Origin of the sequence: Streptomyces sp. NPDC006655, assembly GCF_040703965.1 — a bacterium.
GTDB lineage: Bacteria > Actinomycetota > Actinomycetes > Streptomycetales > Streptomycetaceae > Streptomyces.
The window spans coordinates 1-25,275 of record NZ_JBEYJU010000111.1; the positions used below are offsets into that span (position 1 = coordinate 1).

Sequence of the window (25,275 nt, forward strand, 5' to 3'; positions counted from 1 at the left end):
GGGGCTGGGTCCACCGCAGGTGACGAATCGGCGGGCGGTGGAACCGGTGTGGGGGTTGCGGGCCCCGTGCAGGACGCCGGGCGCCGCGTACCCTTTCGCATGCCGTAGGGCCTACCGCTTGTGCTGGGAGTCCGCCACCGTCACCTCGACGCGCTGGAACTCCTTCAGCTCGCTGTAGCCGGTGGTGGCCATCGCGCGGCGCAGGGCGCCGAAGAGGTTCATCGAGCCGTCGGGGGTGTGGGACGGGCCGGTGAGGATCTCCTCAAGGGTGCCGACCGTGCCGAGGTCGACCTTCTTGCCGCGCGGGAGCTCCTCGTTCACGGCCTCCATGCCCCAGTGGTGGCCCTTGCCGGGACCGTCGGTCGCGCGGGCCAGCGGGGAGCCCATCATGACCGAGTCGGCGCCGCAGGCGATCGCCTTGGGGAGGTCGCCGGACCAGCCGACCCCGCCGTCGGCGATGACGTGGACGTAGCGGCCGCCGGACTCGTCCATGTAGTCGCGGCGGGCCGCGGCCACGTCGGCGACCGCGGTGGCCATGGGGACCTGGATGCCGAGCACGTTGCGGGTGGTGTGGGCCGCGCCGCCGCCGAAGCCGACGAGCACGCCGGCGGCGCCCGTGCGCATCAGGTGCAGGGCCGCCGTGTAGGTGGCGCAACCGCCGACGATCACCGGGACGTCGAGCTCGTAGATGAACTGCTTCAGGTTGAGCGGCTCGTGCGAGGACGAGACGTGCTCCGCGGAGACCGTGGTGCCGCGGATGACGAAGATGTCCACGCCCGCGTCCACGACCGCCTTGGAGAACTGCGCGGTGCGCTGCGGGGAGAGCGCGGCCGCCGTGACCACACCGGAGTCGCGCACCTCCTTGATGCGCGCGCCGATCAGCTCCTCCTTGATGGGGGCGGAGTAGATCTCCTGGAGGCGGCGGGTGGCGGTGTCGGCGTCCAGTCCGATGATCTCGTCGAGCAGCGGCTGCGGGTCCTCGTGCCGGGTCCACAGACCTTCGAGGTTGAGCACACCGAGGCCGCCGAGCTCGCCGATGCGGATCGCGGTGGCCGGGGAGACGACCGAGTCCATGGGGGCGGCCAGGAACGGCAGCTCGAAGCGGTAGGCGTCGATCTGCCAGGCGATCGAGACCTCCTTCGGGTCCCGCGTACGGCGGCTGGGGACGACGGCGATGTCGTCGAAGGCGTACGCCCGGCGGCCGCGCTTGCCGCGCCCGATCTCGATCTCAGTCACGTCTGTGGCCTTTCCCTCTGCGTTTCAGCGTCTTCCAGTATCGCCGACGGGCACGGCGAAGGCGGCCCCGGATGGCTCCGGGACCGCCCCTGGTACGCCTGACGTCTACTTGCTGCTGTAGTTCGGCGCCTCGACCGTCATCTGGATGTCGTGCGGGTGGCTCTCCTTGAGACCCGCGGAGGTGATGCGGACGAAGCGGCCCTTGGACTCCATCTCGTCGACGGTGGCCGCGCCCACGTAGCCCATCGTCTGGCGCAGACCGCCGACGAGCTGGTGCAGCACGTTGGCCAGCGGGCCGCGGTAGGGCACCTGGCCCTCGACGCCCTCGGGGACGAGCTTGTCGTCGGAGGAGACCTCGGCCTGGAAGTAGCGGTCCTTCGAGTACGACCGGCCCTGGCCGCGCGACTGCATGGCGCCCAGCGAGCCCATGCCGCGGTACGACTTGAACTGCTTGCCGTTGATGAAGAGCAGCTCGCCGGGCGACTCCTCGCAGCCGGCGAGCAGGCTGCCGAGCATCACGGTGTCGGCGCCGGCCGCGAGGGCCTTGCCGATGTCGCCGGAGTACTGCAGGCCGCCGTCGCCGATGAGCGGGATGCCGGCCGGGCGGGCGGCGAGCGAGGCCTCGTAGATGGCGGTGACCTGCGGGACACCGATGCCGGCGACCACGCGGGTGGTGCAGATCGAGCCGGGGCCCACGCCGACCTTGATGCCGTCCACACCGGCGTCGATCAGCGCCTGCGCGCCGTCGCGGGTGGCGACGTTGCCGCCGATCACGTCGACGTCCACGCCCGACTTGATCTTCGCCATCCAGCTGAGGGCGTTGCTGTTGTGGCCGTGCGAGGTGTCGACGACCAGGAAGTCCACGCCGGCCTCGGCGAGCGCCTGGGCCCGCTCCAGGGCCTCGGGGCTGGCGCCGACGGCGGCGCCGACGAGGAGGCGGCCCTCGGCGTCCTTGGCGGCGTTCGGGTACTTCTCGGCCTTGACGAAGTCCTTGACCGTGATCAGGCCCTTGAGGACACCGGCGTCGTCGACCAGCGGCAGCTTCTCGATCTTGTGCTTGCGCAGCAGCTGCATGGCCTCGGTACCGGAGATGCCGACCTTCCCGGTGACCAGCGGCATCGGGGTCATGACCTCGTGCACCTGACGGCTGCGGTCGGACTCGAAGGCCATGTCACGGTTGGTGACGATGCCGAGCAGCTTGCCGGCCGGGTCGGTGACCGGCACACCGCTGATGCGGAACTTGGCGCACAGGGCGTCGGCCTCGGCGAGGGTGGCCTCCGGACGCACCGTGATGGGGTCGGTGACCATGCCGGACTCGGACCGCTTGACCAGGTCGACCTGGTTGACCTGGTCCTCCACGGAGAGGTTGCGGTGCAGCACGCCCACGCCGCCGAGCCGGGCCATGGCGATCGCCATGCGGGACTCGGTCACCTTGTCCATGGCCGCGGACAGCAGCGGGATGTTGACCCGGACGTTGCGTGAGATGCGGGACGAGGTGTCGACCGCGTTGGGGAGCACCTCGGATGCGCCCGGCAGCAGCAGCACGTCGTCGTAGGTGAGCCCGAGTGTCGCGAATTTTCCGGGCACTCCGTCGACGTTTGCAGTCATGACACCTTCCCCAAATGGCCTTGAACGGTGCGGATGTCCATGCTAACGGGAAGCAGGGGCCACGAATTCCACGGTACGACTCGGCTCAGGGCTTCGTATGTTCGTACGGAAACGGGTGTGCACCTGTTCATCGGGCGTGGCAGAACCCGTTCGGCTACTGCTCCGCCAGTGCCCGCAGCCGGCTGAGCGCGCGGTGCTGGGCGACCCGGACCGCGCCCGGTGACATTCCCAACATCTGACCCGTCTCCTCCGCGGTCAGGCCGACCGCGATGCGCAGCAGCAACAGTTCGCGCTGGTTCTCGGGGAGGTTGGCCAGGAGTTTCTTGGCCCATTCGGCGTCGCTGCTGAGCAGCGCGCGCTCCTCGGGGCCGAGGGAGTCGTCGGGGCGTTCGGGCATCTCGTCGGAGGGGACGGCGGTCGAGCCGGGATGGCGCATCGCGGCCCGCTGCAGGTCGGCGACCTTGTGGGAGGCGATGGCGAAGACGAAGGCCTCGAAGGGGCGGCCGGTGTCGCGATAGCGGGGCAGGGCGAGGAGGACCGCCACGCACACTTCCTGCGCGAGGTCCTCGACGAAGTGCCGGGCGTCGCCGGGCAGGCGGGACAGGCGGGTGCGGCAGTAGCGCAGCGCGAGTGGGTGGACATGGGCGAGCAGGTCGTGCGTGGCCTGCTCGTCCCCGTCTACGGCGCGGTGGACGAGAGCACCGATCGCCCCCATGGCAGTGACTGCCTCGTCCTCGCGCATCGGACCATGGTGCCCTGCTGCCTTCGGCTGGGTGGCACCGCGTCCGTCGTTGTGCACCGAAGCGTTATGAGCAGGTGCGCCGGAACTCATCTCCTGCGCCCTCCCCTTCCGCTCGAACGACTCGTCCCCGAGAGACTCCACACCTCAAGGATGCGGCATCCGCGCCGAAACGAGCAGCGGCACTGCGCCGATCCGTCTTGCGGACCCCGCCCACCATGCGGTAGGCGGGGGCGTCCGGTCGGTGCGCGGTCCCGCTGCGGCGCAGCTCAGCGCGGCATCAACGGACCAGGCCCCAACGGAAGCCGAGGGCCACCGCGTGGGCGCGGTCGGAGGCGCCGAGCTTCTTGAACAGGCGCCGGGCGTGCGTCTTCACCGTGTCCTCGGAGAGGAACAGCTCACGGCCGATCTCGGCGTTGGAGCGGCCGTGGCTCATGCCCTCCAGGACCTGGATCTCCCGTGCGGTGAGGGTGGGCGCGGCGCCCATCTCGGCCGAGCGCAGACGCCGGGGTGCCAGCCGCCAGGTGGGGTCGGCGAGCGCCTGCGTGACGGTCGCGCGCAGTTCCGCGCGCGAGGCGTCCTTGTGCAGGTAGCCGCGGGCGCCGGCGGCGACGGCCAGGGCCACCCCGTCCAGGTCCTCGGCGACCGTGAGCATGATGATGCGGGCACCGGGGTCGGCGGACAGCAGCCGGCGCACGGTCTCGACGCCGCCCAGTCCGGGCATGCGCACGTCCATCAGGATCAGGTCGGAGCGGTCGGCACCCCAGCGGCGGAGGACTTCCTCGCCGTTGGCAGCCGTCGTCACGCGCTCGACGCCGGGCACGGTCGCGACCGCGCGGCGCAGCGCCTCTCGGGCAAGCGGGGAGTCGTCGCAGACGAGGACGGATGTCATGACCGCCCTCCGCAGCTGATGCGCGTCACCTTGAGCCTCCAGGCTGGTACGGAATCGTCACCTGTGCGGTCGAACGTCTCGGACGCCTGCCCGAGCGCTTGTTGCTTCAACCGCCACCGCCCTCTCAACGACGGTCACTCGAAAGAGTTACGGGGCCGCGTGCCGTCTTCGGCACTCTACGTGAGGGCGCGGACACGGTGCAGACATGGACGTCAGACCCTCAACTTTTCATCACAACCAATGCCCCATTTAGACCTTTTTCTTCCTGTTTCACAGTGTCTGGAGCTAGATTGCCAATGAGTCATATTTTCATCTCTCTAGACCGGAGATGTACGGTCGGTTGGCACCGTATCCGCCCAGAACGGCTACAAGGGGTCACGTAATGGCAGATTTCTCCCGCCTTCCCGGACCGAACGCGGACCTGTGGGACTGGCAGCTCCTGGCCGCCTGCCGCGGGGTCGACAGCTCGCTCTTCTTCCATCCCGAGGGCGAGCGCGGGGCGGCTCGGAGTGCCCGTGAGAACTCGGCCAAGGAGGTCTGCATGAGGTGCCCGGTCCGCGCCGAGTGCGCGGCGCACGCACTGGCGGTCCGCGAACCGTACGGCGTGTGGGGCGGCCTGACCGAGGACGAGCGCGAAGAGCTCATGGGGCGGGCGCGCAACAGGCTGGTGTCGGCCTCGACGACCAGCGGCGACCCCGCCTCGGATACCTGAAAGAACGTTTCTTCAATAGCTTGACAGTTTGACGATCTGTTGCCGACCGGGCACACGCGCGTGCCCGGCACACCCGGTCACGCCCGCCGGGCCGCCCGGCCCAGTTGCTCCAGCGTCGCCGCCACCGCCGGAACCTGTGCCAGGTCGGGCAGGGTGAGAGCGACGATCTCCCGCCGCACCGCCGGCTCCAGCGCCACCGTGCGCACGCCCCTCGGCCGTACCGACTCGATCGCCAGCCGGGGCAGTACGGCCACGCCCAGACCCGCGCCCACCAGGCCGACCACGGCCGGGTAGTCGTCCGTGGCGAAATCGATCCGCGGGGTGAAGCCCGCGCTCTCGCACGCCTGGACGAGCTGACCCCGGCAACGCGGGCAGCCCGCGATCCAGGACTCGTCGGCGAGCTCCCCGAGGGCGACGGACTCCGCGCGGACCAGCCGGTGCCCCTCGGGCACCAGGCCGACGAGACGGTCCACGAGCAGCGGCCGTACCACCAGGTCGGCCCACTCCTCGGCACCCCCCGCGTCCGGCCCGCCCTCGTAGCGGAAGGCCAGCGCGATGTCGCAGTCGCCCTCGCGCAGCAGGTCCACCGACTTCGGCGGCTCGGCCTCCTCCAGGGAGACCCGCGTGCCGGGGTGGGCGGCGCGCAGGGCGGCGAGGGCGGTGGGGACCAGGGTGGAGCTGCCGCTCGGGAAGGAGACCAGCCGGACCCGGCCGGCCCGCAGACCGGCGATCGCGGCGACCTCCTCCTCGGCGGCGGTGAGCCCGGCGAGGATCCCGGAGGCGTGCCGCACCAGGGCCTCGCCGGCCTGGGTGAGGCGCATCTCGCGGCCGTTGCGCACCAGCAGCGGGGTGCCGACGGAAGTCTCCAGGGCCTTCATCTGCTGGCTGACGGCGGGCTGGGTGCAGCCCAGCTCACGGCCGGCCGCCGAGAAGGAGCCGGTGGTGGCGACGGCGCGCAGGACGCGGAGATGACGTGCTTCGATCACCCTTCGAGCATAAGGCGGTCTTGGGCATCGCCCCCGATAACGCGTCGACACTTTGAGGGCCGTCCCTTAACGTCGGAGCATGCAGCTTCTCTCGGTGAACCTCGGCCGCCCGACGCCGTCGCCCCACACGGACCAGGTGGACGGCGTGACCGGTATCGACAAGCGGCCCGTGGACGGGCCGGTGCGGGTGGCGGCGCCCGGACCGAAGGGCGTCGGGGGCAGCGGCCTGGCCGGGGACGCGGTGTGCGAGCTGCGCCATCACGGCGGTGACGACCAGGCGGTGTACGCGTTCGCACGGGAGGACCTCGACGACTGGGAGCGGGAGCTCGGCCGCACCCTGGGCAACGGCTGTTTCGGGGAGAACCTCACGACAGCCGGACTGAACGTGTCCGGCGCGCTGATCGGCGAGCGCTGGCGGATCGGCTCCCAGGTCGTGCTGGAGGTCACCTCCGGACGCGTCCCGTGCCGCACCTTCCAGGGCCATCTGGGCGAACGGGGATGGGTGAAGAGGTTCACGCGGAAGGGTGCGACCGGTGCCTACCTCCGGGTGATCGAACCGGGCGAGATCAGGGTCGGCGACCCGATCGAGATCGTGCATCTGCCGGACCACGGGGTGACGGCGGCGATGGAGTTCCGTGCCACCACCACCGAGCGGGAGCTGCTGCCGCGGCTGCTCGCGGCCGGTGCGGCGCTGCACCCGGAGGCGCTGGCGCGGGCGCGGAAGTACGTGGCGGCGGAGACCGGCTGAGACGCCGTCACGCCCGGCGCGTTCACCGGCGCTTCACCGTTCGGGAGAGCTGGTGCGCACAGCGGATCCCGCCGGTCCGGGTCACTACCCTTGGGCCATGACAACGGCTCTGATTACGGGATCGACCGCGGGGATCGGTGCCGCGTTCGCGCGGCGGCTGGCGGCGGACGGGCACAACCTCGTCCTGGTGGCGCGGGACACCAAACGGCTGCGCGAACAGGCGACCGAGCTGCACGACCGGCACGGCATCGAGGCGGAGGTGCTCACCGCCGACCTCGCCGAGGACGCCGGCATCGAGTCGGTCGCCGCCCGGCTCGGCGACCGCAGGAACCCGGTCGACCTGCTGGTCAACAACGCCGGGTTCGGCAACAAGGGCCGGTATCTGGACGTCTCGATGGCCGACGAGCTGCGCATGCTCAAGGTGCACTGCGAGGCGGTGCTGCGGCTGACGTCGGCGGCGGCCGAGGCGATGCGCGAGCGCGGGCGCGGCGGTGTCGTCAACGTGGCGTCGGTGGCCGCGTTCGTGCCGCGCGGTACGTACGGCGCCTCCAAGGCATGGGTCGTGCAGTTCACCCAGGGCGCGGCGCGCGACCTGGCGGGGACCGGGGTGCGTCTGATGGCGCTGGCGCCCGGGTTCGTGCGTACGGAGTTCCATGAGCGGGCCGGGATGGGCACGGACAACATCCCCGGCTGGATGTGGCTGGACGCCGACAAGCTGGTCGCGGCGGCCCTCGCCGACCTCGCCCGCGGCAAGACGCTGTCGATCCCGGACCCTCGCTACAAGGTGCTGACGGGCCTCGCGAAGGTGGCCCCCCGCGGCCTGGTGGGCGGCATCAGCTCGAAGACGGGACGCAAGTACGGGCCGCAGTAGGAGCGGACGGCCGGGCGGTGGGAAAATGGCGGTGACGGTACCGGACCCAGGGGGGCCGGAGGCGGCGGTATGACGTTCATGCAGGTCATCGAGTGCAGGACCAGCCGGTTCGAGGAGATGGACCGGCTGTTGGACCGATGGGTCGAGCAGACCAAGGGGAAGCGGACGGCGACGCACGCGGTGGTCGGCACGGACCGCTCGGACGCGTCGCACGTCGTCGAGATCGTGGAGTTCCCGTCGTACGAGGAGGCGATGCGGAACTCGCGGCTTCCGGAGACCGACAAGGTCTTCCACGAGCTGCTGGCGCTGTGCGACCAGATGCCGAAGTTCACCGATCTGGACGTGGTGCGCGACGAGCGGATGTACGCCGACACCGCGCGGCGGTTCTTCGAGACGATCGCCGCGGCCGGTCCGCTGGCTCCGCTGGACGGCCTGGTCGCCGAGAACTACCACGGTCACGATCCGGCCGACGACCAGGACACCATCGGCATGGACGCGCTGCGGCGCGAGCTCGGGACATGGCGCGACGCCTTCGACTTCAGGTTCCTGATCGAGGACCAGATCGCTCAGGAGGACCGGGTGTGCAGCCGGTGGATCCTGGCGGGGGTGCAGAAGGGCGAGTTCCTGGGACTGCCGAACACCGGACGGCGGATCGCCATGACCGGCACCACGGTGCACCGCTTCGACGCCGGCGGGAAGATCGCCGAGGGCTGGTGGCAGTACGACCGGCTCGGTCTGATGGGCCGGCTCGGAGCTCTGGACGCGCTGGAGAACTGAGCCCACAGTGAAAGCCCGCGAGGGGCGAAGCCCCCGCTCCCGGCGGACGACCGGGGGCGGGGGCTTCAGGAAGCGCTGAGGCGGTGCTCAGTGGGCGTGGCCGTGGGAGTGGCCGGCCGCCGCGGGCTCCTCCTCTTCCTTCTTCTCGACGACCAGGGTCTCGGTCGTGAGGAGGAGGGAGGCGATGGAGGCGGCGTTCTCCAGGGCGGAGCGGGTGACCTTGACCGGGTCGATGACGCCGGCCTTGACCAGGTCGCCGTACTCGCCGGTGGCGGCGTTGAAGCCGTGGCCCTTCTCGAGCTCGGCGACCTTGGAGGTGATGACGTAACCCTCGAGGCCGGCGTTCTCGGCGATCCAGCGCAGCGGCTCGACGACGGCGCGACGGACGACGGCCACACCGGTCGCCTCGTCACCCGTCTTGCCGAGGCCGTCCTCCAGCACCTTCGCGGCGTGGACGAGCGCGGAGCCACCACCGGAGACGATGCCCTCCTCGACCGCGGCGCGGGTCGCGGAGATGGCGTCCTCCAGACGGTGCTTCTTCTCCTTCAGCTCCACCTCGGTGGCGGCGCCGACCTTGATCACGCACACGCCGCCGGCCAGCTTCGCGAGGCGCTCCTGGAGCTTCTCGCGGTCCCAGTCGGAGTCGGTGTTCTCGATCTCGGCCTTGATCTGGGCCACGCGGCCCTGGACGGCGGCGGAGTCGCCGGCGCCGTCGACGACCGTGGTGTCGTCCTTGGTGACGGTGACGCGGCGGGCGGAGCCGAGCACGTCCAGGCCGACCTGGTCGAGCTTGAGGCCGACCTCCTCGGAGATGACCGTGGCGCCGGTGAGGATCGCCAGGTCCTGGAGCATCGCCTTGCGGCGGTCACCGAAGCCGGGGGCCTTGACCGCGACCGCGTTGAAGGTGCCGCGGATCTTGTTCACCACGAGGGTGGACAGGGCCTCGCCGTCGACGTCCTCGGCGATGATCAGCAGCGGCTTCGAGGCGTTGGCCTGGATGACCTTCTCGAGCAGCGGCAGCAGGTCCGCGATGGAGGAGATCTTGCCCTGGTTGATGAGGATGTAGGGGTCCTCCAGGACCGCCTCCATGCGCTCCTGGTCCGTCACGAAGTACGGCGACAGGTAGCCCTTGTCGAAGGCCATGCCCTCGGTGAAGTCCAGCTCCAGACCGAAGGTGTTGGACTCCTCGACGGTGATGACACCGTCCTTGCCGACCTTGTCCATCGCCTCGGCGATGAGCTCGCCGACCTGCTGGTCCTGGGCGGACAGCGCGGCGACGGCGGCGATGTCGGACTTCTCGTCGATCGGGCGGGCCGACGCGAGCAGGTCCTCGGAGACGGCGGCGACGGCGGCGTCGATGCCCTTCTTCAGGGCGGCCGGGGAGGCACCGGCGGCGACGTTCTTCAGGCCCTCGCGGACCAGCGCCTGGGCCAGCACGGTGGCGGTGGTCGTACCGTCACCCGCGATGTCGTTGGTCTTGGTCGCCACCTCCTTCACCAGCTGCGCGCCGAGGTTCTCGTACGGGTCGTCGAGCTCGACCTCACGGGCGATCGTGACACCGTCGTTGGTGATGGTGGGGGCGCCGAACTTCTTGTCGATGACGACGTTGCGGCCCTTGGGGCCGATCGTCACCTTCACCGTGTCGGCAAGCTTGTTGACGCCGCGCTCAAGGGCGCGACGGGCGTCCTCGTCGAACTTCAGGATCTTCGCCATGGCAGCGGGAGCCCTCTCGGAATTCTCGGGTGAACAAGACTGCGCCCCGGGCGCCCGGCTTCTTAAAGGATCGCGGGAACCAGGGGCGCAGCTTCAAACGGATTCAAGCGGAGTGCTTGAGGTGGTAAGTCGCAGGCTTACTTCTCGATGATCGCGAGCACGTCGCGAGCCGAGAGGACGAGGTACTCGTCGCCGTTGTACTTCACCTCGGTGCCGCCGTACTTGCTGTAGAGCACGACGTCGCCGACCTTGACGTCGAGCGGCAGGCGCTCGCCGTTCTCGAAACGGCCCGGGCCCACGGCGAGGACGGCGCCCTCCTGGGGCTTCTCCTTCGCGGTGTCCGGGATGACCAGGCCGGAGGCCGTGGTCTGCTCGGCGTCGAGCGGCTGGACCACGATGCGGTCCTCAAGCGGCTTGATGGCAACCTTGGAGCTGGCGGTCGTCACGATCCGACCTCCCCCTTCGGAGATCTCACGGGGTTAACTGTCTGAGGTGGCGACCAGGTGGATCCGTCGTCGCGGGTGCCGGACCTGCCCGTCGCGTTGTTGGCACTCTCATCTGCCGAGTGCCAGAGCCGAGACTATGACCGCGATTAGCACTCGGTCAAGCGGAGTGCCAATGACGTCCGGCGCGGCGTCGTAAATTCGACGTCTCGCGCCCTTCAGAGGTAGTCCTCCAGCCGTCCCACCGTCAGGCCGCTCGCCTGGACCCGGCGCAGCAGCCGGGCCGTGCGCTCCCTCAGGGCCGGCCCCATGGCCTCGTCGGGGCCCACCAGGATGATGTCGCCGGGACGCAGCTGCCTGTCCTTGCTCCGGTAGGTGATGCCGTCCGGGGTCATCGCCGCCCGCCACAGGACCACCGCCGTCACCCCGCAGTCGGCCGCCGCGCGCAGGGTGGTGCGGTCGTAGGTGCCGTAGGGCGGGCGGAAGAGGCGGGGGCGGATGCCGAAGCGGGACTTCAGCTTCTCCTGCTGGCCGCAGATCTCGGCGCGCTGGCCGGCGTAGGGCAGGCCGGGCATGGCCGGGTGGTCGAGGGTGTGGTTCTGGACGCTGGCGCCGACGGACTGGAGGCGGGCGAAGTGGCCGTAGCCGGGGCCGACCACGCTGTCCGTGAGGAACAGGCTGACCGGGAGGCGCAGTTCGCGGACCATGTCCACGAAGCGGGGGTCCTTCTCGGCGCCGTCGTCGTAGGTGAGGAAGACGACCCGGTCGGTGGTGGCGACGTGGTCGACGACCGGGGGCAGGGCCGCCCGGAAGGAGAGCGGGTGGGACGGGGGGCGCGGGGCCGGGGAGAGCGGGGCGCTCAGGCCCCAGCGGCGGTACGGCTGGGCGCCGGCCGGGCCGTGCGGCCGTACCCGGTCGGCCGCTTTCCTGCCCAGCCGTTCGATGGGGTCGACGGACGGCGCGCAGGCCGCCAGGAGGAGGGCGGCGGTCAGCAACGCGGCCGTCGCCCTCGGTCGGCTCACAGGTAGTCCTCCAGGCGCGCCACCGCGTAGCCGTCCCGGGTGACCTTGTTCAGAAAGCGGCGCATGTCGTCGACCATCGTGCCGTCCCAGTCGTCCCGGCCCCGGAAGTGGGTGAGCACGATGTCGCCGGGGTGCAGGCTGCGGTCCCACTCGCGGTACTCCCAGTGGTCGACGAACACCTCCTCGTCCCAGATCGGCGCGTACTTGATGCCGCAGGCCTTGGCGGCGCGCAGGGTGTCGCCGTTGTAGTTGCCGTAGGGCGGGCGGAAGACCGTCGGCGCCCTGCCGAACTGCTTCTTCATGATCGTCTGCATGCCGCAGATCTCGTGCTTCTGCTCGTCGTAGGACAGACCCGGCAGGTAGGGGTGGGTCAGGGTGTGGTTGTTGAGGGTGTGGCCCTCGGCCTGCATGGTGCGGAAGAACCCGTAGTCGTCCTTGACCAGGTAGTTGCTGAGGAACGCCGAGTACGGGATCTTCAGCTCGCTCATCATCCGCAGGAAGTCCGGGTCCTTGTTGGCGCCGTCGTCGATGGTGAGGAAGACGACCTTCTGCCGGGTCGGGATCGTGGTGAAGACCGGCGGCAGGTCGTCCTCCACCTGGCCGTCCACCTCGAATCCGTCGCGAGCGGTGATCCTCGGCTTGTGCGTCGGCGGGGCCGGGGGCCGCAGCGGGACCGCGTCCAGGCCCCAGCGCCGGGCGGCGGCGACCAGGGCGGCGTGGGAGTCGGGGGCGGGGGCGGGGGCCGCCGGGTGGGCCTGCCGGCCGGCGGCGGGGCGGACGTCGGGGCTCTCCCCGGTCCCGGCGCAGCCGCACACGACGGCACCGGCGCAGAGGGCGAATACGGAGAGCAGGACCGCGCTCGTCCGCCCTCCACCCCTCTTCGACCTATTTTTGTCATTTTGTACGACTGCTCGCATGGCGTCGGATCCTTCCAGGCCCCCGCCCGGAACCGGGGCAGACACCGCCGTCGGAGGCGAACCATCCACCGACTGGCCGACAATGACCCGGTGAACGACCTCCTCTCCCCCCTCCTCACCCCCGAGGGCCGTGCCCTCCTCGACGAGGTCCGCGGCACCGCGCCCGCCGACGAACTCGCGGTGGCCACCCGGTTGCGCCGCGGGCACCCGGCCGAGCTGGTGTCGGCGGCGCTCGCGCAGGCACGGCTGCGGCAGCGGGCGGCGGCGAAGTTCGGGGACGCGGACGCGGAGCGCATGTTCTTCACCCCGAACGGGGTCGAGCAGTCGACGCGGGCGAGTGTCGCGTCGTACCGGGCCCGGCGGCTGACGGCGCTCGGGGTGACCTCGGTCGCCGACCTGTGCTGCGGGATCGGGGGGGACGCGATCGCCCTCGCGCGGGCCGGGATCCGGGTGCTCGCCGTGGACCGGGACCCGGTGACGGCGGCCACCGCCCGCGCCAACGCCGAGGCGCTCGGGCTCGCGGACCTGATCGAGGTCCGGGAGGCCGACGTCACGGAGGTGGACACGGCCGGCTGTGACGCCGTGTTCGTCGACCCGGGCCGCCGCGGCGGGCGTGGCCGCATCTTCGACCCGGAGGCGTACTCGCCGCCGCTGTCCTGGGCTGTCGCGGCGGCCTCGACGGCGCGGGTGGCGGCGTTGAAGATCGCCCCCGGCGTCCCGCACGAGGCGGTGCCGGCGGACGCCGAGGCCGAGTGGATCTCGGACGCGGGTGACGTGAAGGAGGCGGTCCTGTGGTTCGGGACGGAGCCGGGGGCGGTGCGCGCCACCCTCCTGCCCGGCCCGCGCACCCTGCTCGGGCGCGGCCTCCCCGACCCCGCCGTCCGTCCCGTCGGCCGCTACCTGTACGAGCCCGACGGCGCCGTCATCCGTGCCCACCTGGTCGCCGAGGTGGCCGCGGACCTGGACGGCGGCCTGGTCGACCCGACGATCGCGTACGTCACGGCCGACGAACTCCGTGCCACCGACTACGCGACGCCGTACGAGATCACCGACCGGCTCCCCTTCAACGTGAAGAAGCTGAAGGCGCTGCTGCGGGAGCGCGAGGTGGGGAACCTGACCGTGAAGAAGCGCGGGTCGGCCGTGGAGCCGGAGGAGCTGCGCAGGAAGGTCAAGCCGCAGGGCCCGAACGCGGCGACCGTGTTCCTGACCCGGGTGGCGGGAGCCCCGACCATGCTGCTGGGCCGACCGGTGCGGTCCTGAGCGGTGTGCCGCGATTGCCGTCGAGCGTCCACCGCACCGTCGTGGCTGGTCGCGCAGTTCCCCGCGCCCCTGAAGGGGCGCGGGGGGTACCCCCCGGCCGAAGGCCGGCTAGCGCCCTCGTGCCCGTCGCAGCAGCAGCTCGCGTTCACGCTCGTTGCGGGCCAGGTCCGCCGCGCGTTCGAACTCCGTACGGGCCTCGGTCGTGCGGCCGAGGCGGGCGAGCAGGTCGCCGCGCACGCTCGGCAGCAGGTGGTAGTCGCGCAGGGCGGGTTCGGCCGTCAGCGCGTCCACGATCGCGAGGGCCTGCTCCGGACCCTCCGCCATCGACACGGCCACCGCGCGGTTCAGCTCGACGACCGGGGACGGGGACCGGGCGGCGAGCAGCCGGTACAGGGTGGCGATGGCCGGCCAGTCGGTCTCCTCGTAGGTGTACGCGTGCGCGTGGCAGGCCGCGATGGCCGCCTGGAGGGCGTACGGGCCGGGAGCGCCCGTCGCGGTGGCGTCCGCGCGGGCCAGGGCCCGGATGCCGCGCGCGATGAGCATGCGGTTCCAGCGGCGGCGGTTCTGGTCCCTGAGCAGGACCGGCGCGCCGTCGGGTCCGGTGCGGGCGGCGGCCCGGGAGGACTGGAACTCCAGGAGCGCGGTCAGGGCGTGCACCTCCGGCTCCTTCGGCATCAGGCCGGACAGCACACGGGCCAGCCGCAGCGCGTCCTCGCACAGCGAAGGGCGCAGCCAGTCGTCGCCCGCCGTGGCCGCGTACCCCTCGTTGTAGATCAGGTAGATGACGTCCAGGACCGAGCCGAGCCGGGCCTCGCGGTCGGGTCCGTACGGCACCTCGAAGGCGACGTTCTTCGTCGCCAGGGTGCGCTTGGCACGGACGACGCGCTGGGCGACCGTCGGCTCGGGGACGAGGAAGGCACGGGCGATCTCGGCCGTGCTCAGGCCGCCGAGCAGGCGCAGGGTGAGAGCCGTGCGGGCCTCGGGCGACAGCACGGGGTGGCAGGCGGTGAAGACCAGGCGGAGCAGGTCGTCGTCGATGTCGTCCGGGTCGGCGGGCTCCTCGGGCGGGACGGCGGTCTGCGCGCCGCGGCCGATCTCCGCGAGCTTGCGGGCGTAGTTCTCGCGGCGCCGGACCAGGTCGACGGCGCGGTGGCGGGCGGTGGCCATGAGCCAGGCGCCCGGGTTGTCGGGCACGCCGTCCCGGGGCCACTGCTCCAGGGCCGCGACCAGCGCGTCCTGGGCCAGCTCCTCCGCGATGCCGACGTCCCGGACGATCCGGGCGGCGCCGGCGATCACGCGGGGCGACTCCAGCCGGAAGACGGTCTCGATGGCGTGGCGGGCGTCGGCCTCGGCGGGGGGCTGTGTGCTCACAGCCCCCCATGCAACACCCACCGCCGGTCGTACGCCAGGACGGTCAGCCCTCGGCGATCTCCCGCACCTCGCAGGTCACCGTCCAGAACTCCTCGTGGACCTTCAGGAACCGCTTGGTCCACTCCAGGGCCTCGGCCTTGTCCTTGCACTGCATGATCGCGTAGCCGCCGACGACCTCCTTGGACTCGGTGAACGGCCCGTCGGTGACGGAGATCTTCCCGCCCTCCCAGTGGACGCGGGTGCCGTCGGCGGTGGGCGTCAGCCCGGCGGTGTCGAGCATCACGCCGGCCTTGGTGATCTCCTCGATCAGCTCGCCCATCCGCTGCATCAGCTCCTGGCTGGGGCCCTCGGCGGGGGCGGAGTTCTCGTCGATCCGCACGAGCGACAGGTAACGGGGCATGGTGACTCCTCGGGGTCGGGCGGCAGGGCGTTTCCCTGCCTCTCACCCTTGCGTCGAACGGCCCGTCCGCGGATCGACACGCCCGCGGGATTTCCCCGTGGTTTTTTTCCGGTCCCGGTCAGCCCCGTCCCGGCGCTACCGCAACGACTCCCACAGCTCGCTCGCCGCGGGCTCCTTCGCGATCACCCGGTTGGGGTCGGAGGGCGCGGTCACCACGGGCATCATCACGGTCTCGACGTGCTCGGAGGTCAGCCCCTTCAGGCTCTGTCCGAGGCGCATCAGCTCGGTCAGCGAGTCCAGGCCGGTGTCGGTGGTGAGGGACGCGGTGACGGCGTCGGCGACCTCGTAGAGCTTGGCCGGGTCGCCGAGGAGGCTGATGGAGGCCATCTGGTCGAGGAGGGCCTTGACCAGTTTCTGCTGGAGGCCTATCCGGCCGAGGTCGCTGCCGTCGCCTATGCCGTGCCGGGTGCGGGCGAGCGCCAGGGCCGTCCTGCCGTCGAGGTGGTGGGTGCCCTTCTTCAGGTGCAGGTGGCTGTCGTCGTCGTCGATGTCCTGGCCGGTGGTGACGGTGACCCCGCCGAGCGCGTCCACCAGCTTCGCGAAGCCCGAGAAGTCGATCTCCAGGTAGTGGTCCATCCGGACACCGGTGATCGACTCGACCGTCTTCACCGCGCACACCGCCCCGCCCACCGAGTAGGCGCTGTTGAACATCGAGTCGTGGACGACGGCCGTCGAGCCGCCGTGCGGCAGCGGGCAGGAGGGGCGGGTGACCAGGGTGTCGCGCGGGATGCTGACGACGGTGGCCGAGGTCCGGCCGGCGTCGATGTGCACCACCATCGCGGTGTCGGACCGGGCGCCCGAACTGCTGCCCCCGCCGAGCTTCTCGTTCTCCTTGCCGCTGCGCGAGTCCGAGCCCAGCACCAGGATGTTCACCGAGCCGGTGGGCAGCGGGGACGCGGACGCGGCGGCCGTCGGTGCCGTGACCGCCCTCGCCGGCCGGTCGTCCCCGAGCGCGCTGTTGATGTCGACGCTCTTGATGTTGTCGTTGAGGTGCACGTAGACCCACCCCGCGGCCGCGATGGCGAGCGTCATGGCGCCCGCCAGGGTGAGACCGACGATCTTGAGTGTTCTCGACCGCCGGCCCACCCGTCTGACCGCGTCGTCCTGCTCCTCGTGTCCCGTCACAGGCAGGAACGTAAGTCCGAATTATTAGGGGAGTGTTAGTGGAAGCGCAGTGAAGGGGATTTCTTCGGAAAATCTCACGCTTCTCAGTCCCTGCTCACCCAAGGGTCACCGTGGGCACGGGATTGCTGCCGCTCCAGGACGCGTTGAACCCGAAGGTGGCCGAACTCCCGTCCGGGACCGTCCCGTTGTAGGAGGCGTTCGCACAGGACACGGCCGCCCCCGACTGGGTGCAGGTGGCGTTCCAGGCCTGCGTGATCTGCTGTCCGGCACCGTAGGTCCAGTTCACCTTCCAGGACGACAGCGAGGCGCCCGAGCAGGAGACGGTCACCTGGCCCGTGAACCCGTTGCCCCACTGGCTGCCGACGCTGTAGGCGGCGGTGCAGGCCCCCGTCGGCGGTGGTGTGGTCGTGGTCCCGCCGAGCGCCTCCGCGATGCCGTAGTACGCCGGTTTCGGCACGTAGTCGGCGTCGTACGGAGTCGCCGCCCCGTACCCCGGGAACGTGCTGTCCACCCAGGAGTCGGAGTCGGCGAAGCCCCACACGGTGACGTCGACGCAGCGGCTCACGGCCACGCACGCGGCCACCACCGACGTGAAGTCGGCCTTCTGCTGGGCGAGTTTGGTGCTGTCGGAGGGCAGCGCCATCCGGATGTCCAGCTCGGTGAGCGCCACGTCGACGCCCAGGTCGGCGAAGCGCTGGATGTTCTGCTGGAGCGTGGCCGGCACCTGGCCGAGGATCAGGTGCGCCTGCAGGCCCACCCCGTCGATCGGGACGCCCGCCGCCTTCAGCGACCTGACCAGGTTGTACAGGGCGGTGCTCTTCGCGTTGACGCCCTCGACGTTGTAGTCGTTGATGTACAGCTTGGCGGCCGGGTCGGCCGCGTGCGCCCAGGTCAGGGCGTTGGCGATGTAGCCGGAGCCGAGGCCGTCGGACCAGATCGTGGACCGGTAGCTGCCGTCCTCGTTGAAGGGCTCGTTGACGACGTCCCAGGCGGCGATCTTCCCCTTGTAGCGGCCGACCTCGGTGCTGATGTGGTTCTGCAGCAGGCTGCCGAGCTGGGCGGGGGTCCAGGTGCCGTTCGTCAGCCAGCTGGGGTTCTGGCTGTGCCAGACCAGGGTGTGGCCGCGCACCTGCTGGTGGTGGGCCTGGGCGAAGGCGACGATCTGGTCCGCCTCGGTCCAGTTGAAGGTGCCCTGGGCGGGCTCGACCGTCTCCCACTTCATGGCGTTGCCCGGGGTCAGCGAGCTGAACTGGCTGCCGGCGAGGTCCCCGTAGGCACCGGTGAGCTTGGAGCCGGTGACCGCGGTGCCGATCAGCTTGCCCTTGGCGGCCGCGAGGTCGCGCAGCGGGGTGTCGGCGGCGTGCGCCGCGGGCGCCGTGAACAGCAGGGCGGCGCCGGTGACGAGTGCCGCCAGGGACAAGCCTGTTCTCAGAGATCTCATCCAGAAGCCTCCGAAAGTTTCGGTCGTACAACCGATTGGCTTCGGAGGAGTGTGGGGGCGCACGCACCACCCGTCAACACGTCGACTTCCGGCCAGGGACGCCTCAGCCGGACGCGGGGGGCGCCGTGCTGGACCGCACCACCAGACTGGTCGCCAGCTCCACCCGGGTCGCGGTCGTGGCCTCCTGCGCGCGCCCCATCTCCAGCACCAGCCGCGCCGCCGCCTCGGCCATCTCGGTCAGCGGCTGCCGTACGGTCGTCAGCGGCGGCCCCACCCAGCGGGCCACCGGCAGATCGTCGAACCCGACGATGCTCACGTCCTCCGGGATGCGCAGCCCCAGCTCGCGCGCGGCCTCGTACAGCCCGAGCGCCTGGAGGTCGTTGCCGGTGAAGACCGCGGTGGGCCGGTCGGGCATCCGCAGCAGCTCCAGGCCGAGCCGGTAGCCGGCGTCGTGGTGGAAGTCGCCTGCCTTGACCAGCCCCTGGTCCACGGGGAGCCCGGCGGTCTCCAGCGCGGCCCGGTACCCGTCCACCCGGGCCCTGCTGCACATCATCCGGGACGGTCCGCTGATCGCGCCGATGCGCCGGTGGCCCAGCTCGACGAGGTGCCGGGTGGCGGCCAGCCCGCCCTGCCAGTTGGTGGCCCCGATGGACGGCACGTCCGGCCCGGGGTCGCCCGCCGGGTCCATCACCACGAACGGGATGGACCGGCTCAGCAGCAGCGCCCGCTGCGACTCGTCCAGCCCCGACAGCACCAGCACCACCCCGTGCGGCCGACGCGCCGCCACCTGGTCCGCCCAGGTCCGCCCGGGGGTGAGCCGCCCGGCGGACTCGGAGAGGACGACGCTCAGGCCCGCGTCCCGGGCCACGTTCTCCACCCCTCGGATGACCTCCATCGCCCAGGCGCTCTCCAGCTCGTGGAAGACCAGGTCGATCAGCGGGGAACGGGAGGCCTCGGCGCGCCGCCGCCGGTAGCCGTAGGCGCGCAGCAGTTCCTCGACCCGGGTGCGGGTCGCCGGGGCGACGTCGGCGCGCCCGTTGAGGACCTTCGAAACAGTCGGAGCGGACACGCCGGCCTCGCGGGCGATTTCGGCGAGCGTCGCCGTCTGCGTTTCTGCGGGCTTCGAAGGCGTCATGCCCGCGATCGTATCCCCGCGCTCCCCCTTGACGAAGACCTGAGCACGCCATAGGTTCCCGGAACATTCGGTGTGTGGTACGAAACATTCGTAGCAGCGTTCCAGCAGGAGCCCGCAGAAAGCGAAGACGGGAGTTTCATGACCACCGCTCCTTGGCGAGACCCCGCACTGCCCGCCGCGACCCGCGTCGACGACCTCCTCTCCCGGATGACCCTGGAGGAGAGGACCGCCCAGCTCTACGGCGTGTGGGTGGGCGCCGCCACGGACGGCGACGGAGTCGCCCCGCTGCAACGCGAGATGACCGCCGACTACGACTGGGAGGAGCTGATCACGCTCGGCCTCGGCCAGCTGACCCGTTCCTTCGGCACCGCCCCGGTGGCCCCGGCGCTGGGCGCGCGAGCACTGGCCCGCGCCCAGCGCCGGATCACCGCGGCCGGCCGCTTCGGCATCCCGGCGATCGCCCACGAGGAGTGCCTGGCCGGGTTCACCGCATGGCAGGCGACGGCCTATCCCGTCCCGCTCGCCTGGGGCGCCGCCTTCGATCCGCCGCTGGTCGAGGAGCTGGGCCGGCGCATCGGCCAGGACCTCCGCTCGGTCGGGGTCCACCAGGGCCTGGCCCCCGTCCTGGACGTGGTCCGCGACCCGCGCTGGGGACGGGTCGAGGAGACGATCGGCGAGGACCCGTACCTGGTGGGCACGATCGGCACCGCCTACGTGCGGGGCCTGGAGTCGGCCGGGATCGTCGCCACCCTCAAGCACTTCGCCGGTTACGCCTCCTCCGCGGGCGCCCGCAACCTGGCGCCGGTCCGCGCCGGGGTCCGGGAGTTCGCGGACATCACCCTCCCACCGTTCGAGATGGCGCTGCGCGAGGGCGGGGCCCGGTCGGTGATGGCCGCGTACAACGACACGGACGGCGTCCCGGCCTCCGCGGACCCACGTCTGCTGACCGACCTCCTGCGCACCGAATGGGGTTTCGAGGGCACGGTGGTCGCCGACTACTTCGGCATCGGCTTCCTCCAGACGCTGCACCGGGTGGCGGGCACCGAGGCGGAGGCGGCGCACCTGGCGCTCGCGGCGGGCATCGACGTCGAACTGCCGACGCTGAAGTGCTACGGCCGCCCCCTGGTGGCCGCGGTCCGGGAAGGCACCGTCCCGGAGTCCCTGGTCGACCGGGCGGCCCGCCGGGTGCTGCTCCAGAAGTGCGAGCTCGGCCTGCTGGACGAGGACTGGGAGCCGGTGCGGGAGGGCCCGGTCGACCTCGACTCGACGGCCAACCGCGCCCTGGCCCGCCGGCTCGCCGAGGAGTCGGTGGTCCTGCTGGACAACCCCGACGGCGCGCTCCCCCTCGCCCCCGACACCCGCATCGCGGTGGTGGGCCCCCGGGCCGCCGACGCGCTCGCCATGCTCGGCTGCTACTCCTTCCCGTCCCACGTCCTCACCCACCACCCCGGGGTGGAGCCGGGCATCTCCATCCCCACGGTCCTCGACTCCCTGCGCACCGAACTCCCGGACGCGAAGGTGACGTTCGCCGAGGGCTGCGACGTCTCGGACCCGGACACCTCGGGTTTCGAGGAGGCGGTGGCCCGTGCCGCGGAGGCGGACGTGTGCGTGGCGGTCCTGGGCGACCGGGCGGGCCTGTTCGGACGGGGCACCTCCGGCGAGGGCTGCGACGTCACGGACCTCGCGCTGCCCGGCGTCCAGGGCGGTCTGCTGGACGCGCTGGTCGCCACCGGGGTCCCGGTGGTCCTGGTCCTGCTCACCGGGCGCCCGTACGCGCTGGGCCGCTGGCACGGCCGGCTGGGCGCGGTGGTGCAGGCGTTCTTCCCCGGGGAGGAGGGCGGCCCGGCGGTGGCGGGCGTGCTGTCGGGCCGCGTCAACCCCTCGGGAAGGCTGCCGGTGAGCGTTCCGAGGGTGCCCGGCGGTCAGCCCTGGACCTACCTCCAGCCCCCGCTCGGTCTGGCGGGCGAGGTCAGCAACCTGGACCCGACCCCGCTGTACCCCTTCGGACACGGCCGCTCGTACACGGCGTTCGCCTGGGACCTGGTCTCGCCGGACACCGCCGAGATCGCCACGGACGGCACCCACGACGTCACCCTGACGGTCCGCAACACGGGCGAGCGGGCGGGCGCGGAGGTCGTCCAGCTGTACCTGCACGACCCGGTGGCCTCGGTGACCCGCCCGGACGTGCGGCTGGTCGGCTACCAGCGGGTCGAGCTGGCCCCCGGCGCGTCTCGGCGGGTCACCTTCCGCTTCCACGCGGACCTGTCGGCGTTCACCGACCGGGAGGGGGCGCGGGTGGTGGAGCCGGGGGCGCTGGAGCTGCGGGTGGCGGCGTCGAGCGCGGAGGTGCGGGCCGCGGTGCGGCTCCGGCTGACCGGCCCGGTGCGGCGGCCGGGGCCGGACCGGGTGCTGCGCTGCGCGACGGAGGTGGTGTGAGCGCCGGCCCGGTTACCGGCCGTCGCCGTCGACCGACTCGAAACGCCAGCGGTGGACCGGGCGGGTGACCAGGTCGCCGGGCGGGTCGGGGAGTTCGGGCAGGTCGGCGTCGTACTCCCCCTCCCACCAGGTGATGACCAGCACCCGGTCCTGCGGCGCCCGGAACGTCTCGCGGCGCAGGGGGGTCCGGGTGAGCCGCTGTGCCCGCGCCCACGCGAGCAGGTCGTCGCCCCTGCCCCGCGCGGCCCGCGCCTCCCACATCGACGCGACCGTCACGAGTAGAGGTTCTCCCTGCTGACCTCGTGCACGTGGTCGTGGGTGCCGGGCACGTGCGGATCCGTCACCGGCAGGGAGCTGTCCGCGGAGAGGTCCCAGCTCGACGCCGTCCGGTTGCGGGCGACCATCTCCGCGCCCAGGGCGGCCACCATCGCGCCGTTGTCCGTGCACAGCTTCGGGCGGGGGACGCGCAGCCGGATGCCGGCCGCCTCGCAGCGCTCCTGGGCGAGGGCGCGCAGCCGGGAATTGGCGGCCACCCCGCCGCCGATCATCAGGTGGTCGACGCCCTCGTCCCGGCAGGCGCGGACGGCCTTGCGGGTCAGGACGTCGACGACGGCCTCCTGGAAGGACGCCGACACGTCGCGGACCGGGACCTCCTCGCCCGCCGCCCGCTTCGCCTCGATCCAGCGGGCCACCGCCGTCTTGAGACCGGAGAAGGAGAAGTCGTACGCCGGGTCGCGGGGGCCGGTCAGGCCGCGCGGGAAGGCGATCGCCTCCGGGTCGCCCTCCTTCGCGTAGCGGTCGATGACCGGGCCGCCGGGGAAGCCCAGGTTCAGCACCCGGGCGATCTTGTCGAAGGCCTCGCCGGCCGCGTCGTCGATGGTCGCGCCGAGCGGTCGTACGTCGGAGGTGATGTCCGAGGACAGCAGCAGGGAAGAGTGGCCGCCGGAGACCAGCAGGGCCATCGTGGGCTCGGGCAGCGGGCCGTGTTCGAGCTGGTCGACGCAGATGTGGGAGGCGAGGTGGTTCACGCCGTACAGCGGCTTGCCCAGCGCGTAGGCGTACGCCTTCGCCGCCGAGACGCCGACCAGCAGGGCGCCGGCCAGGCCGGGGCCGGCCGTGACCGCGATGCCGTCCAGGTCCCGGGCGCTCACGCCCGCTTCCTTCAGGGCACGCTCGATCGTCGGGACCATCGCCTCCAGGTGCGCGCGGGAGGCGACCTCGGGGACGACCCCGCCGAAGCGGGCGTGCTCGTCCACGGACGAGGCGACGGCGTCGGCCAGCAGGGTGGTGCCCCGGACGATGCCGACGCCGGTCTCGTCGCAGGAGGTCTCGATCCCCAGGACCAGGGGTTCGTCAGCCATTGATCTCGGTTCCTTGTTCGGAGGTGGATCCGTCGGCGGAGCCACTGTCGGGTTTCGTCGTCAGCCGCATCACCAGGGCGTCCACGTTCCCCGGCTGGTAGTAGCCGCGGCGGAACCCGATGGGCTCGAAGCCGAACCGTTCGTAGAGCTTCTGGGCGCGGAGGTTGTCGACCCGGCACTCGAGCATGACCTCGGCGCACTCGAAGGCGGTCGCGGCCCGCAGCAGCTCGGTGAGCAGCTCCCCGCCGAGGCCGGTGCCCCACTGGTCACGTCGTACGGCGATGGTCTGGATGTCGCCCACGGGGGCGGCGCCGTCCTCGGCGCCGGCGCCCTGCGCGGCCAGCCCCGCGTACCCGACGATCCGGTCGCCCTCCAGGGCGACCACGTACCGCCGGGACGCCTGCGGTCCCCTCGCGTGCGCGAGCTCGGACCAGAACATGCCCCGGGACCAGGCGTCCTCGGGGAACAGGTCCCTCTCGAGCTCCAGGACCGGGTCGATGTCCCACCAGCGCATCTCGCGCAGCTGTGCGGTCACTTGGGTGTGACCACCTTGTAGTTCCTGGGCACCTGGGCGTCCGGCCGGCGCAGGTACAGCGGCCGGGGCGCGGGCAGCTCCTCGCCCGCGGCCAGCCGCGCGGCGGCGAGGGAGGCCAGGGCCGCGGCCGAGACGTGCTCGGGTTCGTGGGCGGCGGGGAAGGTGTCCGGGTAGAGCAGCGCGCCCGCGCCGACCGCAGGCATCCCGGCGACCCGCTCGGCGATGTCGGCGGGCCGGTCGACGGCCGGGTCCGTGAGCCGGGTGCGCGAGTCGGCGTACGTCGCCCAGTAGACCTCCTTGCGGCGGGCGTCGGTGGCCACGACGAACGGTCCCTTCTCGATGTCGGCCGCGTAGGCGAGGGCGTCGAGCGTGCACAGGCCGTGCACGGGCACCCCGAGCGCGAGCCCGAAGGTGTCGGCGGTCATCAGACCGACCCGCAGGCCGGTGTAGGGGCCGGGTCCGACGCCTACGGCGATCCCGGTCACGGCGTCCAGCGTGACCCCTGCCTCGGCGAGGACGCGGTCGACGGCCGGCAGCAGCAGCTCGCCGTGCCGGCGCGCGTCCACCTGGCTCGACGAGGCGATGACGGCCGTACCGTCGTGCAGCGCGACGGTGACGGCGGGGGTGGCGGTATCCAGAGCGAGCAAGAGCACGCGAACAGCCTACGGCTCCGGCGGCGCGGGCACGGCCGTCCGGAGCGGACGGTCACTGACTGCTACGGTTCGTACGAAGTACGACATATACGGCGAGTCGTACACGAGTCGTACGCGAGTCGCACGGCAAGGCATCCGGCTAGACAGAGGTGGCGCACGTGTCAGGGACCAGCTCGGGAATCGTGGCGGGCCTCACCGCGGCGGCCGTCGGCGCGGTCGGCCTCCTCGCCTACCAGGCCTCCGCCACCGTTCCGCCCGGCCTGGGCGGCCGGGCGGCGGCGAGCGCCGCGCCCGGGGCGACGGCGTCCAGGGCGCCCCGGGACCGGCGCCATCCTCATGCCCTGCCGAACAACTCCGGCACGGGTGAACGGGTGGTGTACTCGGTGGACGACGACCGGGTCTGGCTCGTCAACGAGCAGGGCCGCCTGGAGCGCACCTTCAAGGTGAACCCCGGGACGATCGACCCGGTGCCGGGCGCCTACTGGGTGACGTCCCGCTCGAAGGCGATCACGGGCACGGACGGACTGCCCATCGAGCACGTGGTGCGCTTCGCGACGACGAAGGACGGCTCGGCGATCGGCTTCAGCGCCGCCACCGGCCGCGGCCCCGCGGAGACCCCCGACCCGACGGTGCGGACGGGCGGCATCCGCGAGACCCGCGCGGACGGCGAGGCGATGTGGCGGTTCGCGACGATCGGCGTGAAGGTGATGGTGATCCGCTGAGCACCGGGGTGCTGCTAGGGCCCTTCTGATGGATCTCCGTGGGAGAGGGAGCGGCGTTCGGTGCGTGCGATCGGCGTGCGGGGTGGCGGGCCATGTGGCGGAGCCACCTGGC

25 protein-coding genes are annotated in these 25,275 nt (G+C 71.8%); 7 read left to right on the forward strand and 18 right to left on the reverse strand.

The window, feature by feature from the left end; translation table 11 throughout:
- Positions 1–111: 111 nt before the first annotated feature.
- From AB0958_RS38225 to AB0958_RS38240, 4 genes are all read right to left on the reverse strand, one after another.
- Positions 112–1,236, reverse strand: a complete 1,125-nt coding sequence (locus AB0958_RS38225; protein WP_132893015.1) for a GuaB3 family IMP dehydrogenase-related protein — start codon at positions 1,234–1,236, stop codon at positions 112–114.
- A gap of 105 nt (positions 1,237–1,341) precedes the next feature.
- Positions 1,342–2,844, reverse strand: a complete 1,503-nt coding sequence (guaB, locus tag AB0958_RS38230; protein WP_358981731.1) for an IMP dehydrogenase — start codon at positions 2,842–2,844, stop codon at positions 1,342–1,344.
- Positions 2,845–2,998: 154 nt separating this feature from the next.
- Positions 2,999–3,586: a sigma-70 family RNA polymerase sigma factor gene (locus tag AB0958_RS38235; protein WP_366895096.1), complete on the reverse strand. Its 588-nt coding sequence runs from the start codon at positions 3,584–3,586 to the stop codon at positions 2,999–3,001.
- 277 nt (positions 3,587–3,863) lie between these two features.
- Positions 3,864–4,475, reverse strand: a complete 612-nt coding sequence (locus tag AB0958_RS38240) for a response regulator transcription factor (RefSeq protein WP_003948568.1) — start codon at positions 4,473–4,475, stop codon at positions 3,864–3,866.
- Between the two features lie 382 nt (positions 4,476–4,857).
- Here AB0958_RS38240 and AB0958_RS38245 point away from each other — a divergent pair, with 382 nt between their 5' ends.
- Positions 4,858–5,187: a WhiB family transcriptional regulator gene (locus AB0958_RS38245; protein ID WP_133028812.1), complete on the forward strand. Its 330-nt coding sequence runs from the start codon at positions 4,858–4,860 to the stop codon at positions 5,185–5,187.
- A gap of 77 nt (positions 5,188–5,264) precedes the next feature.
- On the opposite strand, the gene AB0958_RS38250 is transcribed toward AB0958_RS38245, so the two are convergent.
- Complete coding sequence (locus AB0958_RS38250; protein WP_366895097.1) at positions 5,265–6,173, reverse strand: LysR family transcriptional regulator; 909 nt, start codon at positions 6,171–6,173, stop codon at positions 5,265–5,267.
- A gap of 79 nt (positions 6,174–6,252) precedes the next feature.
- Between AB0958_RS38250 and AB0958_RS38255 the strand changes: the two genes are divergently transcribed.
- From AB0958_RS38255 to AB0958_RS38265, 3 genes are all read left to right on the forward strand, one after another.
- Positions 6,253–6,921: an MOSC domain-containing protein gene (locus tag AB0958_RS38255; protein WP_366895098.1), complete on the forward strand. Its 669-nt coding sequence runs from the start codon at positions 6,253–6,255 to the stop codon at positions 6,919–6,921.
- A 97-nt stretch (positions 6,922–7,018) separates the two neighbouring features.
- Entirely contained in the window at positions 7,019–7,792 is a 774-nt protein-coding gene (locus AB0958_RS38260; RefSeq protein WP_366895099.1) for an SDR family oxidoreductase, read from the forward strand.
- A gap of 69 nt (positions 7,793–7,861) precedes the next feature.
- Positions 7,862–8,569 carry an ester cyclase gene (locus tag AB0958_RS38265; RefSeq protein WP_366895100.1) on the forward strand — a complete coding sequence of 236 codons (708 nt, stop codon included), beginning with the start codon at positions 7,862–7,864 and terminating at the stop codon, positions 8,567–8,569.
- 87 nt (positions 8,570–8,656) lie between these two features.
- Here AB0958_RS38265 and groL read toward each other — a convergent pair whose 3' ends face one another.
- From groL to AB0958_RS38285, 4 genes are all read right to left on the reverse strand, one after another.
- Entirely contained in the window at positions 8,657–10,282 is a 1,626-nt protein-coding gene (gene groL, locus AB0958_RS38270) for a chaperonin GroEL (protein ID WP_366895101.1), read from the reverse strand.
- A gap of 137 nt (positions 10,283–10,419) precedes the next feature.
- Positions 10,420–10,728, reverse strand: a complete 309-nt coding sequence (groES, locus tag AB0958_RS38275; protein ID WP_004955293.1) for a co-chaperone GroES — start codon at positions 10,726–10,728, stop codon at positions 10,420–10,422.
- Positions 10,729–10,943: 215 nt separating this feature from the next.
- The gene (locus AB0958_RS38280; protein ID WP_366895102.1) at positions 10,944–11,747 is read right to left on the reverse strand and encodes a polysaccharide deacetylase family protein; all 804 of its coding nucleotides are present in this window, start codon (positions 11,745–11,747) and stop codon (positions 10,944–10,946) included.
- Positions 11,744–12,664, reverse strand: a complete 921-nt coding sequence (locus AB0958_RS38285) for a polysaccharide deacetylase family protein (protein ID WP_366895103.1) — start codon at positions 12,662–12,664, stop codon at positions 11,744–11,746. The genes AB0958_RS38280 and AB0958_RS38285 overlap by 4 nt, the downstream gene beginning before the upstream one ends.
- Positions 12,665–12,754: 90 nt before the next feature.
- On the opposite strand from AB0958_RS38285, the gene AB0958_RS38290 reads away from it, so the two are divergent.
- Positions 12,755–13,924, forward strand: a complete 1,170-nt coding sequence (locus tag AB0958_RS38290; protein WP_366895104.1) for a class I SAM-dependent methyltransferase — start codon at positions 12,755–12,757, stop codon at positions 13,922–13,924.
- Between the two features lie 108 nt (positions 13,925–14,032).
- Here AB0958_RS38290 and AB0958_RS38295 read toward each other — a convergent pair whose 3' ends face one another.
- The 5 genes from AB0958_RS38295 to AB0958_RS38315 form a co-directional block, all read right to left on the reverse strand.
- Positions 14,033–15,295 (reverse strand): RNA polymerase sigma factor, encoded by a 1,263-nt coding sequence (locus AB0958_RS38295; RefSeq protein WP_366895105.1) that lies wholly within the window; start codon positions 15,293–15,295, stop codon positions 14,033–14,035.
- Between the two features lie 43 nt (positions 15,296–15,338).
- Positions 15,339–15,695: a YciI family protein gene (locus AB0958_RS38300; protein ID WP_366895106.1), complete on the reverse strand. Its 357-nt coding sequence runs from the start codon at positions 15,693–15,695 to the stop codon at positions 15,339–15,341.
- A 135-nt stretch (positions 15,696–15,830) separates the two neighbouring features.
- Positions 15,831–16,880, reverse strand: a complete 1,050-nt coding sequence (locus AB0958_RS38305; protein ID WP_366895107.1) for an LCP family protein — start codon at positions 16,878–16,880, stop codon at positions 15,831–15,833.
- A 94-nt stretch (positions 16,881–16,974) separates the two neighbouring features.
- Positions 16,975–18,321, reverse strand: coding sequence for an endo-1,4-beta-xylanase (locus AB0958_RS38310; protein ID WP_366895108.1), 1,347 nt, complete (start codon positions 18,319–18,321; stop codon positions 16,975–16,977).
- 103 nt (positions 18,322–18,424) lie between these two features.
- On the reverse strand, positions 18,425–19,456 hold the full coding sequence (locus AB0958_RS38315; protein ID WP_360520519.1) for a LacI family DNA-binding transcriptional regulator: 1,032 nt from the start codon (positions 19,454–19,456) through the stop codon (positions 18,425–18,427).
- 138 nt (positions 19,457–19,594) lie between these two features.
- Here AB0958_RS38315 and AB0958_RS38320 point away from each other — a divergent pair, with 138 nt between their 5' ends.
- Positions 19,595–21,892 (forward strand): glycoside hydrolase family 3 N-terminal domain-containing protein, encoded by a 2,298-nt coding sequence (locus AB0958_RS38320; RefSeq protein WP_366895109.1) that lies wholly within the window; start codon positions 19,595–19,597, stop codon positions 21,890–21,892.
- 12 nt (positions 21,893–21,904) lie between these two features.
- On the opposite strand, the gene AB0958_RS38325 is transcribed toward AB0958_RS38320, so the two are convergent.
- From AB0958_RS38325 to tsaB, 4 genes are read right to left on the reverse strand one after another with little or no spacing between them, the layout of a single operon-like run.
- A complete protein-coding gene (locus AB0958_RS38325; protein WP_366895110.1) occupies positions 21,905–22,168 on the reverse strand; it encodes a hypothetical protein in 264 nt (87 codons plus the stop codon).
- Positions 22,165–23,253 (reverse strand): tRNA (adenosine(37)-N6)-threonylcarbamoyltransferase complex transferase subunit TsaD, encoded by a 1,089-nt coding sequence (gene tsaD, locus AB0958_RS38330; protein WP_366895112.1) that lies wholly within the window; start codon positions 23,251–23,253, stop codon positions 22,165–22,167. The genes AB0958_RS38325 and tsaD overlap by 4 nt, the downstream gene beginning before the upstream one ends.
- Positions 23,246–23,767: a ribosomal protein S18-alanine N-acetyltransferase gene (rimI, locus tag AB0958_RS38335; protein WP_366895116.1), complete on the reverse strand. Its 522-nt coding sequence runs from the start codon at positions 23,765–23,767 to the stop codon at positions 23,246–23,248. The genes tsaD and rimI overlap by 8 nt, the downstream gene beginning before the upstream one ends.
- Before the next feature lie 17 nt (positions 23,768–23,784).
- Positions 23,785–24,441: a tRNA (adenosine(37)-N6)-threonylcarbamoyltransferase complex dimerization subunit type 1 TsaB gene (tsaB, locus tag AB0958_RS38340; protein WP_366895114.1), complete on the reverse strand. Its 657-nt coding sequence runs from the start codon at positions 24,439–24,441 to the stop codon at positions 23,785–23,787.
- Positions 24,442–24,599: 158 nt separating this feature from the next.
- Here tsaB and AB0958_RS38345 point away from each other — a divergent pair, with 158 nt between their 5' ends.
- Entirely contained in the window at positions 24,600–25,163 is a 564-nt protein-coding gene (locus tag AB0958_RS38345) for a hypothetical protein (protein ID WP_366895115.1), read from the forward strand.
- Positions 25,164–25,275: the final 112 nt, after the last annotated feature.